This window comes from Paenibacillus sp. 22594, from assembly GCF_052044425.1.
Taxonomy (GTDB): Bacteria; Bacillota; Bacilli; order Paenibacillales; family Paenibacillaceae; genus Paenibacillus_AQ.
The window spans coordinates 1,108,781-1,127,083 of the sequence record NZ_JBQENA010000001.1 but is presented as its reverse complement, the minus strand read 5'-3'; the positions used below and the strand labels follow the sequence as shown (position 1 = coordinate 1,127,083).

Here is an 18,303-nt window from a genome sequence, read left to right as displayed (position 1 = left end):
TGTTAGAGGGGCGATAAGCGCGATACAGTCCGTTAGCCCTACTAGATGTATCCTCCAGAGAAAATAACGGCTTTAGGGTCCGTAGCTGTCTGCAGGACTGCTATTAGAAACCTGAAACCAAGAAGCAAGGCACTAGGTTGAAAAAGATTACTGAAATGTTGGTCCAAGTAGAGCGTAAATCTTAAATCTTATGGAACTCTGGTGCTATTCCTGCATGAAGCAGCCCGTTCTGTATCCACTGATTAGAATTTGATTGAGGCTCCTACGGGTCCGATCATAGGAGCCCATTGTTTATAACATGTGGTCCGCGCCATCCACCGGTTGTCCTCCGTCTGAACCGGCGGACAGCTCATCCAGGGACATCTCGAAGCCGGGAGCCATATGAATCAGAAAGTATTCCATCTCCGGCATTTCAAGACCGCGCAGTTTGGCTGCGGTCTGCACCTTGGCTGCTGCGAATTCACGGTTGCCTGCAGCGACCTCCCAGACGCATTTCAAATAAGCGTCGAGATGATCTGCAGCTTTGACATAACGCAGCAAAAGGGCATCCTCGGAGCCGGAAGGACTGTCCTGAGGCTGCAGGAGCGGTGCGTAGACAGAAGTAAGCTCCTGCGGAATCATCCCCTTCAGCCGTTCGGCGGCGACCCGCTCCATGTCGCGGAAGCTGGACAGCAGACGCGGATTGTTGTGCTTGACCGGCGTAGCAATATCGCCGGTGAAGACCTCAGTGGCGTCGTGAAACAGCGCCATTGCGGCCGCACGGTCGGCATTCAGCGAGCGGGCGAAGTGGACGTTGCCGATGGAGCAGAGCATATGGGACAGCAGGGCAACCTGGAACGAGTGCTGCGCCACGTTCTCCGGTGCGGTGCTTCGCATGAGGCTCCAGCGCTGGATATACTGAAGCCGGTACAAATAGGCTGAAAAATGGTAATTCAATTTTTACGTAACCCCTTTCATGCGTGGTTTAATATGTTATGATAAAACTAATTGTAACAGAGTTTGGACAACCGCGAACGCATGGAGAGGAGCTGGACTGAAGATGCAGCATTTTGAAAACAGCGTGTATGATCTGATCGTGGAAACCTCAACAAACCTGCCGGGCGATGTACGCCGGGCAGTAGCCAAGGGACGTGCTCTGGAGGACCGGGCTACCCGCTCCGGCCTCGCGCTCACTACCATTGCGCAGAATATTGGCATGGCTGAGCTCCAGGTATCTCCAATCTGTCAGGATACAGGGATGCCGACTTTTATCATTCATACACCTGTGGGTGTGAATCAGATCGAGATGAAGAAGGATATCCATAACGCCATTATCCGTGCGACGAAGAATGGCAAGCTGCGCCCCAATTCCGTAGATTCGCTGACGGGTGAGAATAGCGGGGATAATCTGGGTGCAGGGACTCCGGTGATTCACTTTGAGCAGTGGGAAGAAGAAAGCATAGAGGTGCGGCTGATTCTGAAGGGCGGAGGCTGCGAGAACAAGAACATTCAGTACAGCCTGCCTGCGGAACTGGAGGGCCTTGGCAAAGCAGGCCGTGATCTCGACGGCATCCGCAAATGCATCCTTCATTCGGTATATCAGGCACAAGGCCAGGGCTGTAGTGCCGGTTTCATCGGCGTCGGCATTGGCGGGGACCGTACCACCGGGTATGAGCTTGCCAAGAAACAGCTGTTCCGCAAGGTGGAGGATGTGAATCCCATACAGGATCTGGCCAAGCTTGAAGACTATATTATGGAGAATGCTAACAAACTGGGTATCGGTACGATGGGCTTTGGCGGTGAAGTCACACTGCTGGGCTGCAAGATTGGTGTAATGAACCGGCTGCCGGCCAGCTTTTTCGTCTCCGTAGCCTATAACTGCTGGGCGTTCCGCCGCCAGGGCATCCTGGTTGATCCGGCAGCCGGAACGATTCAGGAATGGCTGTATGAGAGCGGTACGGGAATCTCCGTAGAGACGGAAGATAGCTCTGCACCTGCTGCTGTGCTTGAGGCTGTTGGCGCCGCTGCAGACGGTGCAGGCTCCGGTGTTGTTCCAGAGGATGCCACGATTACTGCAGCACCTGCGGTGCTCTCGGCTGCTGAAGCAGCAGCGAATCCGGCCGGGGAGCAAGCGGCAGCAGCTGCTGGAGAATCCCGTGAGGTCCGGCTGACTACTCCGATCAGTGAGGAAGATATCCGCAGTCTTCGGGTGGGAGATGTAGTTATTCTGTCAGGAGAGATGCATACCGGGCGCGATGCGCTCCACAAGTATCTGATGGATCATGATGCACCGGTGGATCTGAACGGGGCGGTGATCTATCACTGCGGCCCGGTCATGCTGAAGGACGATGCAGGCTGGCATGTAAAAGCGGCAGGCCCGACTACCAGCATTCGTGAAGAGCCGTATCAAGGTGATATTATGCGGAAATTCGGCATTCGTGCCGTGATCGGTAAAGGCGGAATGGGTCCCAAGACATTACAGGCGCTGCAGGAGCATGGCGGTGTCTACCTCAATGCCATTGGCGGCGCGGCGCAGTATTATGCGGAGTGCATTAAGAAGGTGAACAGCGTCGACTTCATGGAGTTCGGGATTCCGGAGGCCATGTGGCATTTACAAGTGGACGGGTTCGCAGCCATTGTGACCATGGACGCGCACGGCAACAGTCTGCATGCAGATGTGGAAAAGGATTCTGCAGCCAAGCTGGCGCAGTTCAGGGAACCGGTTTTTAAATAAGCTGTGAAATGAAGCTAGATTATAGATATTCCGCAAGCCTTCTTCCATTGCTGATGGGGGAGGGCTTTTTGCATTCGCCGGGAGTGGACTGTTTGAAGAAAAGAAAGGTAGAAGTGCTTTTGATTCCCCCCCGGAGTGGGCTATTTGAGGAAATGAATTGTAAAAGCGCCTCTGATTTCCCCCAGAGCGGGCTGTGTTGAGGAAAAGAAAGGTAAAAGTGCCTCTGATTTCGCCCGAAGAGGGTTGTTTGAGGAAATGAAAGGTAGAAGTGCCTTTGACTTCCCCCGCCAGAGTAATTTTGTTTTTTCTGGGGCAGGGACGAGTCACCTTGGGACAAAAGCCAGGAGATCACCGTCAGCGGACGCTAATTATAATACTTGACAACGCATACATAGCCATGGTAATTTTTATGAGGGAAACCGGTTTCCTTGTCCGCAGCATCGTCTTGCAAGTGATGGAAGGGTATTCACAGGCAGTATGGTTCGATATGCGCTCTTATGAGAGGGAGATGAGGAATGAAACGCAAGCTATGGCTTATTCCGGCATTAATCACGTCAATTGTTCTGTCCATTACGGCTAACTTGTTTGTGCTGCCAGCCGCAGAGGTTGAAGCAGCGAGCATTGGTACTGTTACTGAGAATGACACGATCTACCAGATTATGGTTGACCGCTTCAATGATGGGGATACCTCTAATAATGCCACTGGTGCCGCTATCCGTTACGGAGAAGCTTCCGAGGATGATTTTCGCTACATGAAAGGCGGAGACTGGCAGGGTATTATCGACAAACTGCCTTATATTCATAACATGGGATATACCGCGATTTGGATTTCTCCGGTGGCAGAACCGCAGATGACTAACCGCGATAACAACGGTACAGGAAAAAACACAGCCTACCACGGATACAACGTAAAGGATCCCAATAAGGCCAATCCTTACTTTGGAACCAAAGAGAAGCTTAAGGAACTGGTGGATTCCGCCCATGCGCTTGGCATTAAGGTGATTATCGACGTAGTGCCGAATCATATTGGGGACTATATGCTGGGCAGTCAGGCGTATTATGATATAGCAGGTCTGCAGCCTGCGGCGCCTTTTAATAATCCGGCCTGGTATCACCATAATGGTGATATTAACTGGTCGCTGGCAGACGGAAGATACGATCAATGGGCTCAGGATTATTTAGAGAATCACGATCTTGGCGGGCTGGATGATATCGACTTTGACGTTCCTGCCGCCAAACAGGCTGTATTTAATTCTATTAAAGGCTGGTTTGACTATACGGGTGCGGACGGAGCGCGCGTGGATGCTGCCAAGCTGGTCAAGCCGACAGACATCGGTGAACTGCAGAATCTTTTAGGCGTGAATACCTTTGGTGAGAACTTTGACGGCAACGCCGAATTTGTCTCCCGCTGGGTAGGCAACAACAAGGAATGGGGCATGCTTGATTTCCCTATGTTCTTCTCGGTGCTGAACAGTTTTGCTTACGGGCAGTCCTTTGATTCCAACATCAAAAGCACGCTCGCTCAGGATTCTTATTACAACGGAAATGCGAACCATATGGTTACCTTTATCGACAATCATGACCGCAACCGCTTTTTGACGGAAGCAGGCGGCAACTTGGATAAAATGCAAAATGCTTTGTCCTTCATCTTTACTGTCCGTGGAACACCCGTGGTCTTCCAGGGTACAGAGCAGAATAAAGGCAACGGCAACGGTCAGATTATGACAGGCGGGATCGCTGATACCTGGAACCGCTGGTCCATGGTGAAACGGGATGCGGGCGGCAATGTCCTCGAGAACTATTTTAATGAGAATACCAGCACTTATAAGCATATTGCCAAACTGAATGAAATCCGCAAAAATAATCCCGCACTCCGCACAGGCACCCAGCGTGAAATGTGGTCCGCCCAGAACCTGTATGCCTTCTCTCGGCGTGTAGACAGCGGAACGAATGTGGGCCAGGAAGTCATCTCTGTATTCAGCAATGCTTCCAGCGGTTCACAGACCGTTACCATCCCGCTGCGCGCAGAGAGCACACTAACTGCAGGCACAGTACTCATTAATCAACTGAATACTTCTGACACTATAACCGTGCAATCGGGAGGCGCAACCGGCAAACAAATTACAGTAACTGTGGGAGCGAATTCGGCTAAAATCTATTCCAAAACCCAGCCGGTAATCGATACCGTGGCTCCTTCTGTTCCAAGCAATGTAGCGGCTACTGTGCAAAATGCATCCAGTGTGCTCGTAAGCTGGACTGCCTCCACAGATAATGTCGGGGTAACCGGTTATGAAATTTACCGCAATGGAGTCAAAGTCGGAACAACAGCAAACACGTCTTATACAGATAACGGACTGGCATCGCAGACCAACTATAGCTATACGGTAAAAGCATTGGATGCCGCAGGCAATCTGTCGGCACTCAGCGCAGCCGCACTGGTCTTCACCCCGCCCGGAAATAATGTAACCATTTATTACAAGCAAGGCTACACGACGCCATATATTCATTACCGACCTGTAGGCGGAACCTGGACGACAGCACCAGGCGTGGTTATGCCAACAGCTGAAGTAGCCGGCTATAATAAAATCACGATCAATATCGGTTCTGCCACACAGCTGGAGGCAGCTTTCAATAATGGCAGCGGGACCTGGGACAGCAACGGTGGCAGCAACTATTTATTTGGCACTGGCACCTGGACTTACACGCCAACCGGAAACATCAAGTCGGGCGGCCCAGTGACGCCGACAGCGACCCCGACGGCTACGCCAACCGCAACACCAACTGCTACCCCAACGCCGACACCAACGCCAACCGCAACACCAACTGCTACACCAACGCCAACAGCGACCCCAACGCCAACAGTTTCACCTACAGCAACCCCTGTTGGCAATTCAGTAACCATTTACTACAAGAATACCGCTTATACGAATTCTTATATTCATTATAGTCTGGATGGATCGGCAGTCTGGACCACATCTCCTGGAGTGCAGCTGCAGTCGTCATCCTACGCTGGTTATAAAACGGCTACGATTCAGCTGGGAAGTGCCGCTGGCTTGACAGCAGCCTTTAATAACGGCAGCGGGACCTGGGACAACAACGGCGGCAACAATTATCACTTTGGAGCAGGCACGTGGAGTGTAGTGAACGGCAGCATCGCAGCAGGTGTGCCGCAAGCGGACAGTGTGACCTTCAGGGTCACTGTTCCAAGCACGACTCCAGCAAGCGGGCCGGTGTATTTAACCGGCAGCTTCAATAGCTGGAATGCAGCGGACCCTGCGTACCAGCTGACCAAAGGCAATGATGGCGTATATTCCATCACATTAAGCCTGCCGGCGGGAACGGCAGTACAATATAAGGTTACACGCGGCAGCTGGGCTTCAGTGGAGACCAGCACAAGCGGGCCGGATATTGCGAACCGGACGCTTACACCTGCGGGTGGGGCGCAGACCGTCAACCTAACCGTGCAGCGCTGGAAGGACCTATAGTTCATGAAATGGGAGCACTGAGGAATCAATGCTCTCATTTCTTTTATAATAAGAGAGGAGCTGAAAAAGGATATGAAGCACTTAAGATCTAGGCGCAAAATTGGAGCCCTGATGCTGGGCCTCCTGCTGTTCGGCCAGACTATGGTCACAAATGTATCGGCAGAAATTGCCGCTTCGAATGTGTACCATAACCATATGCCTAATTTCTGGGCTTATTATGATTTGAATTCCTATAATTCCGCCCCGATCGGCAGTCCGATTCGCTATACGTATGACGGTGAAGTGATCCAACTGAAGCAGAATCCGCCTGCCGGATATACTTATTACTTGCCTAATGGTTCGCCGATGCCGCACGATGACCTGGTATCCTATTACTCCCATCATGCTAAGACCGGCGCGTATCTAACTTGGCCCTGGAGTGTGGCGAATACGCTGAACAGCAATTATCCACAAGCGCAGATGTATGTCACGATGTCTGGTGCTGTCGTAAACAACGTGAACAGCATTGTTCAACAAGGGAATGTAAGCGGATACAATAATCCGGCTTGGGGCACTCCCTGGAAGAATGCCTACGATCAGCTCAAAACAACCAACGGAAACAAAACACTCGATATGATTCATTTCTCCGGACATCACTCGATGGGACCGCTGGCCGGCAATGAATATTTGCTGAAGGACATTATCTATCATGGGGCCACGCTGGCACAGCCTTATTTTTTGGGAAGCAGCTACAAATCCTCCAAGGGATTCTTCCCCACGGAGCTGGGCTTCTCTGAAAGGATTATTCCGGTGCTGCAGAAGCTGGGCATCCAGTGGTCCGTTATTGGCAATAACCATTTCTCGCGCACACTAAAAGATTATCCGCTGCTGAACAGTCCCGGTACAGACACGATGGTATCACCGCCCAACCGGGCAGACCTGCAGAACGTCAGTACCGCAGGAGCCTGGGTGAGCCAGAACATGTTCAATGAACAGCAGGTGGTATACAACAAATATCCTTTTGCCTCAACTGCGCATTGGGTTCGCTACGTCGATCCTGCAAGCGGAGCGGAGTCCAGAGTAGTGGGCGTTCCTGTAGCGCAGGCAGAGTCCTGGGAGGAAGGATATTTGGGCCAGGTCAAAGCAGACGCGCTTAAGCCGTATGAGAATCTGGTTGCCCAAAAGCAGATTTTTGTCGTAGCTCATGATGGGGATAATTCTTCGGGCCGGGCAGGCTCTGAAGAAACCTGGCGTAATGCCGGAAATGTTACCTATGCTGACAGCGGCGTTAAGGGTATGGGTATCGATGAATATCTACGTAGCAATACGCCAGCCGCCTCCGATGTGGTTCACGTGCAGGATGGATCTTGGATCGATACCCGTGATTCCTCTTCCGATCCGACCTGGTATCACTGGCATCTTCCATTCGGTATTTGGAAGGGACAGTTCGCCACCTTTAACCAGGTTAACGGAACATCGCTCGCCCCGAAGAAGAATCTTTCTGGTGTTGAGGAGGGGATGACGGTATCCTTCGAGAAGGGCTATCATTATCTTGAACGTAATTTCGCCTTGCTCCAGGCGTCCTTGAATTATGCCAAAACGGCAGAGCAAATCTGGTTAGACGATCATCCGAATTACTGGAAGCCGACTACGGCGCTGGATCGTGAGATTACGTATGACGGGAATCAACTGAATCCCTGGATGCTCTCCTTTCCTGTAAAAGGGAACAGTTCCAGTGATTATTCCGGTGGTGCGAATCCGGCCGAATTGGCTTGGTATTTCCTGCTTCCGGCGATGGATTCCGGCTTCGGATATTACGACGAGAATGTTGATGACAGCGTGAAGCCGGCCTTGTCCTTTAACCAATCGTTGTACTTTTCCAAGCCTTATGTATCGCAAAAGCTGGCCAAAGACAAAACAGGCCCTTCTGTCTGGTGGCCGCAGCGTTACCCGTACAATCCCGGCAGCGCTAATGTCAGTAAGGCGGAGGGCTGGACCCTGCAGCACTTTAACAACGTTTTCTCCATCTATACCTATGCTTTTGATACGAGCGGTATCAGTGACATCAAAGTCAAAATCCGTGCCCACCGTGACAAGACTGCAGATGCTTCAGATAATACGTTTAAAGTCTATGATCCGGCTGCTCTGGCGGCCTCCGGTGTGTCTGGTATTGATCCCGCCAAGGTTGGACAATGGGTGGAGTACCCGATGAATGTCCGCGATTTGAGTCCTGATATCAATGGAGTCGATTGGCAGCCAAGCAGTAAAGCCATCATGCAGAAGGTTCCTGCAACGGATATCGGAAATCTCTATTACAGTTACATCTCTGATTACCGCGACCAGTTAGTGGATTATTATATTGAAGCCAAAGATGCCAAAGGTAATGTAACCCGCAGCGATATCCAGCAGGTATTTGTCGGAGCAGGCAAGTATACGCTGGCTAACGGCAAATATACGGAAAGCATGCAGGGGACTGTTGAAGGTACGCATCCATTTATTACGGATCAGCCGGCAATTCCAGATACGGAAGCGCCAAGCACACCGGCTAACCTTCAAGTCTCCGTGACCAATGCTTCTTCTGCTGCCCTCACATGGAACGCATCTACCGATAACATCCGTGTAGCTGGTTATGAGATTTACCGCAATGGGATCAAGATCGGATCTACTGCAGGCAACTCGTATACAGACAACGGGCTGGCATCTGAAACCAGTTACAGCTATAGGGTAAAAGCTTTTGATGCCGCAGGCAATCTGTCGGCACTAAGCGCAGCCGCACTAGTCTTCACCCCGCCCGGAAATAATGTAACCATTTATTACAAGCAGGGCTACACGACGCCATATATTCATTACCGTCCTGTAGGCGGAACCTGGACGACAGCACCAGGCGTGGTTATGCCAACAGCTGAAGTAGCCGACTATAATAAAATCACGATCAATATCGGCGCCGCTACCCAGTTGGAGGCTTGCTTCAACAATGGAAGTGGAACTTGGGACAGCAATGGTGGTAGCAATTATTTGTTCGGCACTGGCACCTGGACCTACACGCCAACCGGAAACATCAAAACGGGTGGCCCTTTGACGCCGACAGCCACGCCGACAGCGACACCGACGGCTACGCCGACAGCGACACCGACGGCTACGCCGACAGCTACGCCGACAGCAACGCCGACGGCTACGCCGACAGCCACACCGACGGCTACGCCGACAGCAACGCCGACAGCAACGCCGACGGCTACGCCGACAGCCACGCCGACAGCCACGCCGACGGCTACGCCGACAGCCACACCTGTGGCCACTGCGGCAACAATCTATTACAAAAATACGGCTTACAGTAACGCGTATATTCATTACAAATTAGATAATTCCTCAGTTTGGACAATAGCGCCGGGAACTCAAATGCAAGCCTCCGCATTTGCGGGCTACAAGGCCCTCACGATTCCACTAGGTGCAGCCTCAGGCCTGACCGCAGCTTTTAACAATGGCAGTGGGACCTGGGACAACAACGGCGGCAGCAATTATTACTTCGAAGCAGGCACGTGGAGTGTAGTGAACGGCAGCATCGCAGCAGGTGTGCCGCAAGCGGACAATGTGACCTTCAGGGTCACTGTTCCAAGCACGACTCCAGCAAGCGGGCCGGTGTATTTAACCGGCAGCTTCAATAGCTGGAATGCAGCGGACCCTGCGTACCAGCTGACCAAAGGCAGTGATGGCGTATATTCCATCACATTAAGCCTGCCGGCGGGAACGGCGGTACAATATAAGGTTACACGCGGCAGCTGGGCTTCAGTGGAGACCAGCACAAGCGGGGCGGATATTGCGAACCGGACACTTACACCTGCGGGTGGGACGCAGACCGTCAACCTTGCCGTGCAGCGCTGGAAGGACCTATAGCAGGATCAAAGCTGCTGACAACAGCACATATGAACCATGCAGGCATTCAAACAAGGAGCGGCTCAGTCCAGAGCCGCTCCTTGTTTTATCCTTGTATAGGGACTTATACTGTGTAAAAAAACTGTGGATCACTCCGATTGAAAAGTGAGAGGGATAAACATGAAGAAACAGACCGGAGGAAACGAAATGAACTAAACGGGGCCAAAGAGGAAATACCTCTGATCTCGCCATAAACGGGCTAGCGGGCAGAATGGAAGGTAGAAATACCTCTGATCTCGTCATAAACGGGCTAGCGGGCAGAATGGAAGGTAGAAATACCTCTGATCTCGTCATAAACGGGCTAGTGGGCAGAATGGAAGGTAGAAATACCTCTGATCTCGCCATACACGGGCCAGCGGGCGGAATGAGAGGTAGAAATACCTCTGATCTCGCCATAAACGGGCTAGCGGGCAGAATGGAAGGTAGAAATACCTCTGATCTCGCCGTAAACGGGCCAGCGGGCAGAATGGGAAGGTAGAAATACCCTAATTTAGGAGTAATGCTGTTACCCGCGGCAATGAGATGCTGGATTCACCCGTTAGGGTGAGTTTGTTCAACAGATGGATTGTGAAAGCGCTGAAGGTGCAAAGCCTATATCTATTGCCTGACGGTAGATTCGCGAACAATAAACAGCCAATAAATGCTGGCTTGCAATATCTCTGCCCGAGCAACCGGCTTGTCATCATAACTTGATTTCTACAGCGCCGGGGCGTCCCGCTACCCGATTTTACACTGCGTTGATAATCGGTGCGGGAACTGGTATTTTACTGAAAATGAAGGTAGGATGTTCTCAAGGACACAATCATAAGGATGAGGATACAATTCATGAGACCGTTTCGCATTCGTCTTACACTAATACTAATGGCCCTGATTGGCATATCCATGATCGGTGCAGGTATTACCATGGCCAAGCTCTTTAAGGATTCACATATTTCCGCGCTGGAAGAAAACATGTCCCGGGAAATAAATCTGCTGTCCGGCACCCTTCAATTTAGAGATACGGCAAGTCCGGACGCAGTCAGCTATTATACTAAGCAGGCAGAGGATATCGCCAAGTTAACCAGTTCCCGGATTACTTTTATTCTGAAGGACGGCAAGGTTATTGGCGATTCAGAGAAAAATCCGATGGAGATGGACAACCATTCTACTCGTGAAGAGGAAGTGCTGGCAGCCAAAGAAGGGATTGGGCGCGCGATCCGTTACAGTGATACCCTTAACCGGGAGATGCTGTACGTAGCCGGAGCCGTTGTATCTGATCAGGGATTTGATGGTTATATCCGTCTCTCCATGGGGCTCGATGCAGTCACAGAGGGATTGAACCGGGCCTGGATGATCATGGCAGGCGGGCTGGTGCTGCTGTTCATTGCAGCGACTTTTGTTAGCTATAAGGTTGCTTCCAGCATGACCTCTCCGCTTGAGCAGATTACCAGAGTCGCCCGGCGGATTACCGATCTGGATTATGATGCAAGGGTTCCGATGAACCGCAGAGACGAGATTGGTCAGCTTGCAAATGCAATCAATGCGATGGCAGACAGTCTTCAGGACCAGCTCAAGACGATCCGGAATAACGAGGATCTGCTGCAGAGCGTGCTGGACAATATGACCGGCGGTATTGTAATGATCAATGCAGAAGGTGAAATTGCACTCTTGAACCGGGCATCCGAGCGGCTGCTGGATGTGAAGAACAGTGAGATGGCAGGGCGTTCGTACAAGGAGCTGAAGCATCACTATGAGCTTACCCGCCTGATCGAGGAGGGGGTCTCCCGTAATGAGCCGATCCATGAAGAGCGGAGCATCTATAATCCCGCGGAGCGGATCGTGCGGCTGGACGGCGTGCCGATGATTCAAGACGGCTCCTGCCGGGGAATGCTGTTCCTGCTTCAGGAGGTAACGGAAATCCGCCGGTTGGAGAAAATGCGCAGCGAGTTCGTAGCCAATGTATCCCATGAGCTGAAGACTCCAGTCGCTGCGGTAAAAGGTTTTGCCGAGACACTGCTTGGCGGTGGAGTCACTGATGAGAAAACCGCGCGCTCTTTTCTGCAAATTATCTATGATGAGAATGAGAGGCTGAACCGCCTGATTGGAGACATTCTGGAACTCTCCAAAATCGAATCCAAACGCGTCCAGCTTGAATGCTCACCGGTGCATTTGATTGAATTCTTCGATTCCGTGCTTGAAACGCTCAGCAAGGTAGCTGAGAAGAAGAATATCAGCTTGCGCGCGGATGTGCCTGCAGAGCTGTTCATGGAGGGGGATGAAGATAAGCTGCGCCAGATCTTCATGAACCTGTTGTCCAATGCGATTAATTACACTCATGAAGGCGGAAGCGTAAATATAATTGTGGTTAACACCCAAAAGAATGACGGGATAGAGACGGTTACCTTTACCGTAAGAGATACCGGGATGGGAATTCCACGGAAGGACCTGCCGCGGATTTTCGAACGCTTCTACCGGGTGGACAAAGCCAGATCCAGAAGCTCCGGCGGAACCGGGCTTGGATTGTCCATTGTCAAGCATCTGGTTGAGCTGCATCACGGATCGATTTCTGTAGAAAGCGACCTTGGAATCGGCAGCTCCTTTATTTTGGAACTTCCACTGCTGCAGGAAGGTTCTCACTAAGCGGACAGTGTCAATATTAGGGGCAGTTTTGTTCGCTGCCCGGATTGCCAGGAAGGGTTCAAAGGTCTAGTATTAATTCTAGGGTCTGAAATATTATGAATCCTTTGTTATTTTACACCGGGTTAACATTCTGGTGATATGATGGGCTTGCCTGCAGTTTTGTAAATTTGAAAACATATGAATACGGGGGAAACTATGGCACAACGATTGCTTGTCATTGAAGACGAACCGACACTGTCCCGGCTGCTGTCGTATAATTTGACGCAGGAAGGCTATGAGGTCACCGTTGAGGATCATGGAACGGCAGGATATGACCGTGCGACTAGAGAACCTTTTGACTTAATCGTACTGGATCTGATGCTGCCTGGAATGAATGGGATTGATATTCTGGATAAGCTGCGTGGTCAAGGCATCCGCACGCCTGTGATCGTGCTGACTGCCAAAAATGCTGAAGAGGACGTGGTTCGGGGGCTGAAGTCAGGCGCCGATGATTACATAACCAAGCCCTTTGGCGTATCTGAACTGCTTGCCCGCGTAAGTGCAGTGCTGCGCCGGATTTCCGGTCTGGCCGAAGAAGTTCAGCCGGATACTGCAGTGCCCGCTTCTACCATAATCCTGGGACAGCTGGAGATTTACCCTGAGCGGTATGAGGTATTGCTAGGTGGTCAGAGCATCAATCTCCGGCCCAAAGAATTCGAGGTTCTACTGTATCTGGCCCGCAAGCCGGGGGTTGTGCTTACACGTGATGATCTGATGAATGCCGTCTGGGGCTTTGATTACATCGGAGGACAGCGAACCGTAGACGTACATGTCAGCTCCCTGCGTAAGAAGCTTGAGCTGGACCCGGAATCCGTGCATATCGATTCAATCCGCGGGGTGGGCTACAAACTTGTGGTGAACAAAAAAAGAAGCCCGGTTATGTAATCTTACGGAGTTCTTATATAAGTGAATGCATAAACATCTAGCATTTTGGCAAAAGCTATGAATTGGATTCGTAGGTTGACTGAAGCAAGTCCTCACAATGTGAGGGCTTTTTGTTATTCGACCCGGAACAGTGGTCCTCTTGTCTTCCAAACCTTACATGTGATTTTACATTCTGTTAACAATTCTCTTCAACTCTATTTACACTGAAAGCTTATCATGGGGTACGAAGATGATGAGAAGGAGACACAAAAACTAATGAAATCCATCATTGACATAGAGAAGCTAGATCTCTACTATGAGTCATTTCACGCGCTGAAAAGCGTGGACCTTCAAGTGCCTGAGAAACAGGTAACCGCATTTATCGGACCCTCCGGTTGCGGGAAGTCCACCCTTCTGCGTACACTTAACCGTATGAACGATATGATCCCGGGTACACGTATTGAAGGTAAGGTTAACATCAGCGGTAAAAATATTTACAGCGATGAGGTGGAAGTGGAAAGCCTGCGCAAGCAGGTAGGCATGGTGTTCCAGCAGCCGAATCCATTCCCCAAATCGATCTATGACAATGTGGCTTACGGTCCCCGTCTGCACGGAGTCCGCGGCAAAGCGGAGCTGGATGTGCTGGTGGAACAGAGCCTGCGTCAATCCGCCCTGTGGGAGGAAGTTAAGGATTTCCTTAAGAAATCGGCTCTCAGTCTCTCCGGCGGGCAGCAGCAGCGTCTTTGCATTGCCAGAGCGCTTGCGGTACAGCCGGATATTCTCCTGATGGATGAGGCGACCTCCGCTCTGGACCCGGTATCCACACTTAAGATCGAAGAACTGGTGCAGGAGTTGCGGGACAAGTATACGATTGTCATGGTCACACATAATATGCATCAGGCCGCACGGGTATCGGGCCGCACAGTGTTTTTCCTGAACGGTGTAATCGTGGAGGCTGCGGATACCGAGATGCTGTTCTCGAATCCGAAGGACTCCCGCACTGAAGACTATATATCAGGACGCTTCGGCTGATCCAAGTGATTGGCATGTTCCCGGAGTGACAGGCTGACCATACGTTTTTGAGGAGGATCGCTTTTATAATGATTCGCAGAAAAGAATTCGATAAAGATTTGGAAGAGCTGCGCAACCTGCTGCAGCAGATGGGCGAGCATGTGACAGACGCGCTGGAAGGCGCGGTACTTGCTCTGCAGAACCTGGACACTGAGCGTGCTCAGGAGATCGTGAAGGCCGATTTGCGGCTCAATGCCATGGAAGACAGAATTATGGAAATCGGTTCGCGGCTCATTATCACCCAGCAGCCAGTAGCCAAGGACCTTCGCCGTATTATTGTAGCGTTCAAAATATCAAGCGATCTGGAGCGTATGGGTGATTTGGCACTGGATGTAGCCAAGGTCACTATGCGGATCCAAGGTCAACAGCTGATTAAGCCACTTGTGGATATTCCGCGTATGGCAGAGATTGTAACAGGAATGATCACGGAAGCGATTCAGTCTTATCTGGACGAAAATACGGATTTGGCTTATAAAATGGCCCAGGATGACGACCATGTGGATCAACTGTACAGCGGGATGATTAATGAGCTGTATGCCTATATGGTCGAAAAACCGGAGTTCTTGAATCAGGCGATGCTGCTGACGCTGGTTGGCCGGTATATTGAGCGGATAGCGGATCACGCCACCAACATTGGCGAGAGTGTAGTCTACCTGGTGACCGGCAAACGTCCCGATTTGAATCAATAACAGTTTGACCTGGTTTCATTAGACACGTTTATAAGAAGGGGCGATATTGCCTTTGTAGCTCAGACAGCAAGCTTTCTTCAGAGAAGGCTTGCTTTTTTTTGTATGAATAGAGTATTTCCGCGCTTGAATGTCTCTTGCCGTTTCTGCTTGAGCAGGGCATATGGTAAAATGTAAAGAAGTATGCAAGATAAAGGCGAGGTGCAGAAATGGACAAGTTGATTCTAATAGATGGCAATAACATTATTTACCGCGCATTTTTCGCAATGCCGCCGCTGACAAATACCGCAGGGCAACAGACTAACGCAGTGTACGGATTTACAACCATGCTGCTGCGCTTGATTGAAGAGCATAAGCCCACCCATATGATTGTAGCCTTTGATGCAGGGAAGATTACATTCCGGCATGAAGGCTATGAAGACTATAAAGGAGGCCGTCAAAAGACACCACCCGAGCTCTCCGAACAGTTTCCGATGCTAAAAGAACTGCTGCGCAATCTCGGTGTGCCGCAATTTGAAATTAACGGCTACGAAGCTGACGATATTATCGGAAGTATATCCCGGGAAGCCGATGAGGCTGGACGCCAGGTTATGATTGTGTCCGGGGATAAGGATATGCTGCAGCTGGCATCGGATCATACGACAGTGGCGTTGGTGCGTAAAGGGGTTACCGAGGTCGAAATGTACGGGCCTCAACAAATCCGCGACAAATACGATCTCACACCACAGCAGATCATCGATCTCAAAGGTCTGATGGGAGATGCCAGTGATAATATCCCCGGCGTTCCAGGGGTTGGTGAGAAGACAGCGCTGAAACTGCTGCAGCAGTTCGGTTCGGTAGAAGGCGTGCTGGCCGGAACGGATGAGCTGAAGGGTAAAATGAAGGAGAAGCTGGAGGAACACGCAGACAGCGCTGTAATGAGTAAGAAACTGGCGACGATCTACCGCGAAGTTCCACTGGAGCATGCCTGGGAGGATATGGTCTTCAACGGAATCAAAAAGGATACTGCCGGCCCGGCGCTGGCCAAGCTGGAATTCAAGTCCCTGCTGGAGCGTCTGTCTCTGAGCGCCTATGCTCCTGCAGGTGGAGTCCCTGAAGATGGAGCTGAAGCGGCACCGGCTGCGGAGCTGGATATCACCATCGTAGGGGAAACAGAGCTGCCGGAGCTGCTGGCTGCTTTGCCTGGCATTTCTGCGCTACATGTGGAGTCAAACGGCGAGAATCCGCACCGTTCGGAAGTGATCGGCATCGGCTTGTCCTCACCAGAGCAGCACTTTTTCGTGCCCTTTGCACTGCTGAAGAGCCCTGCTGCTGCGAAGCTGCGGGATTGGCTCGGAGATGAGAAAGCACCCAAAAGCGGATATGATCTGCACCGGGCGGATCTGGCGCTGCACTGGCAGGGAATTTCTTTTGCCGGAGCCGCTAATGACGTTCAGCTGGCTGCCTATCTGCTGGACCCTACGGAAGCCAACCAGAATCTGAATGACCTTACAGCCAAATATGGCCTGCCCCGATTGTCTCCGGATGAAGAGGTATTCGGCAAAGGCGCTAAATATAAAATACCGGAGCTTGAAATCCTGGGCAATCATGTTGCCCGCAAAAGCGCCACTGTACTCGGTATCGTACAGAAACAGCAGCAGGAGTTGACGGACACGGATATGACCGGCCTGTTTGTCGATCTGGAGATGCCGCTGTCACGCATTCTAGCTGACATGGAGAAGCAGGGCATTGCTGTCAACAAACAGGATTTGATCGATCTCGGCAAGGAGTTTGAGGCCCAGATTTCCAGGCTGGTATCGGATATTTATTCGATTTGCGGTACTGAGTTCAACCTCAACTCACCGAAGCAGCTGGGGGAAATCCTGTTCGTGAAGCTGGGCCTGCCTGTTGTCAAAAAGACGAAGACGGGTTATTCCACGGATGCCGAGGTGCTGGAGAAGTTGGCTCCCTACCATGATGCCGTTAGGCTGATTCTCCAATACCGTACCATTGCCAAGCTTCAGTCCACCTACGTAGAAGGTCTGCTTAAGGAAATCTCTGCGGAGACCGGTAAGGTACATACCTTTTACCGCCAGACGATCGCAGCAACCGGACGACTTAGCAGCCAGTTTCCAAATTTGCAGAATATACCGATCCGGCTGGAGGAAGGCCGCAAAATCCGTAAGGTCTTTGTGCCCTCCGAGCCGGGCTGGTCGATACTGGCAGCAGATTACTCGCAGATCGAATTGCGGGTGCTGGCGCATATTTCCGGCGATGAACGGATGAAGGAAGCTTTTCTGGAGGATATGGATATTCACACCAAAACAGCGATGGATGTGTTCGGTGTTGCCGCCGACCAAGTGGATAGCAACATGCGCCGTTCCGCCAAAGCGGTCAATTTCGGGATTGTATACGGCATCAGCGATTACGGCCTGTCCCAGAACCTGAATATTCCGCGCAAAGAGGCCGCACATTTCATTGAGCAGTATTTCGAAGTGTTCAAAGGTGTGCGCCGTTATATGGACGATATTGTAGTAGAAGCCCGCAAGCAGGGTTATGTGACCACGCTGCTGGAACGCCGCCGCTATCTGCCGGAGATTAATGCGAAGAACTTCAATCTGCGCTCTTTTGCTGAACGTACAGCGATGAATACCCCGATTCAGGGAACAGCGGCAGATATCATCAAGCTGGCTATGGTTCACATGGACAAGGCGCTGCACCAGCGCGGGCTTAAAAGCCGCATGCTGCTGCAGGTACACGATGAACTGGTGTTCGAAGTCCCCGAAGATGAGCTTGAGCTGATGAAACAATTGCTGCCGGAGGTAATGGCAGGAGCACTGAAGCTATCTGTACCTCTCAAGGCAGAGGTAAGTTATGGAAGCAACTGGTATGAGGCGAAATAGCCCCCCGCAAGAACCGTATATCCGGTATAATGAAG

Annotated in this window: 9 protein-coding genes; 8 read left to right on the top strand and 1 reads right to left on the bottom strand. The window is 51.3% G+C overall.

Features of this window, described 5'->3' with window-relative positions; translation table 11 throughout:
- Positions 1-291: 291 nt before the first annotated feature.
- Positions 292-936: a 5'-deoxynucleotidase gene (gene yfbR / locus ACTJKB_RS05230; protein ID WP_440832250.1), complete on the bottom strand. Its 645-nt coding sequence runs from the start codon at positions 934-936 to the stop codon at positions 292-294.
- Between the two features lie 103 nt (positions 937-1,039).
- Here yfbR and ACTJKB_RS05225 point away from each other — a divergent pair, with 103 nt between their 5' ends.
- The 8 genes from ACTJKB_RS05225 (at position 1,040) to polA (ending at position 18,268) form a co-directional block, all read left to right on the top strand.
- A complete protein-coding gene (locus ACTJKB_RS05225) occupies positions 1,040-2,713 on the top strand; it encodes a fumarate hydratase (RefSeq protein WP_440832249.1) in 1,674 nt (557 codons plus the stop codon).
- Between the two features lie 515 nt (positions 2,714-3,228).
- Complete coding sequence (locus ACTJKB_RS05220; RefSeq protein ID WP_440832247.1) at positions 3,229-6,198, top strand: carbohydrate binding domain-containing protein; 2,970 nt, start codon at positions 3,229-3,231, stop codon at positions 6,196-6,198.
- Between the two features lie 72 nt (positions 6,199-6,270).
- The gene (locus tag ACTJKB_RS05215) at positions 6,271-10,068 is read left to right on the top strand and encodes a carbohydrate binding domain-containing protein (RefSeq protein ID WP_440832245.1); all 3,798 of its coding nucleotides are present in this window, start codon (positions 6,271-6,273) and stop codon (positions 10,066-10,068) included.
- A gap of 864 nt (positions 10,069-10,932) precedes the next feature.
- Positions 10,933-12,726, top strand: coding sequence for a two-component system histidine kinase PnpS (gene pnpS / locus ACTJKB_RS05210; protein WP_440832244.1), 1,794 nt, complete (start codon positions 10,933-10,935; stop codon positions 12,724-12,726).
- A 195-nt stretch (positions 12,727-12,921) separates the two neighbouring features.
- Entirely contained in the window at positions 12,922-13,650 is a 729-nt protein-coding gene (locus ACTJKB_RS05205) for a response regulator transcription factor (protein ID WP_440832242.1), read from the top strand.
- Between the two features lie 255 nt (positions 13,651-13,905).
- Complete coding sequence (gene pstB, locus ACTJKB_RS05200; RefSeq protein ID WP_074084040.1) at positions 13,906-14,661, top strand: phosphate ABC transporter ATP-binding protein PstB; 756 nt, start codon at positions 13,906-13,908, stop codon at positions 14,659-14,661.
- A gap of 68 nt (positions 14,662-14,729) precedes the next feature.
- Positions 14,730-15,389, top strand: a complete 660-nt coding sequence (phoU, locus tag ACTJKB_RS05195) for a phosphate signaling complex protein PhoU (RefSeq protein ID WP_440832240.1) — start codon at positions 14,730-14,732, stop codon at positions 15,387-15,389.
- Between the two features lie 206 nt (positions 15,390-15,595).
- Positions 15,596-18,268, top strand: a complete 2,673-nt coding sequence (polA, locus tag ACTJKB_RS05190; RefSeq protein ID WP_440832239.1) for a DNA polymerase I — start codon at positions 15,596-15,598, stop codon at positions 18,266-18,268.
- The last annotated feature ends 35 nt before the right edge of the window (positions 18,269-18,303 follow it).

Bases quoted from the DNA above. Each gene is read 5' to 3' on its own strand.
- ACTJKB_RS05225 (WP_440832249.1), top strand. From the start codon at position 1,040: ATGCAGCATTTTGAAAACAGCGTGTATGATCTGATCGTGGAAACCTCA.
- ACTJKB_RS05220 (WP_440832247.1), top strand. From the start codon at position 3,229: ATGAAACGCAAGCTATGGCTTATTCCGGCATTAATCACGTCAATTGTT.
- ACTJKB_RS05215 (WP_440832245.1), top strand. From the start codon at position 6,271: ATGAAGCACTTAAGATCTAGGCGCAAAATTGGAGCCCTGATGCTGGGC.
- pnpS (WP_440832244.1), top strand. From the start codon at position 10,933: ATGAGACCGTTTCGCATTCGTCTTACACTAATACTAATGGCCCTGATT.
- ACTJKB_RS05205 (WP_440832242.1), top strand. From the start codon at position 12,922: ATGGCACAACGATTGCTTGTCATTGAAGACGAACCGACACTGTCCCGG.
- pstB (WP_074084040.1), top strand. From the start codon at position 13,906: ATGAAATCCATCATTGACATAGAGAAGCTAGATCTCTACTATGAGTCA.
- phoU (WP_440832240.1), top strand. From the start codon at position 14,730: ATGATTCGCAGAAAAGAATTCGATAAAGATTTGGAAGAGCTGCGCAAC.
- polA (WP_440832239.1), top strand. From the start codon at position 15,596: ATGGACAAGTTGATTCTAATAGATGGCAATAACATTATTTACCGCGCA.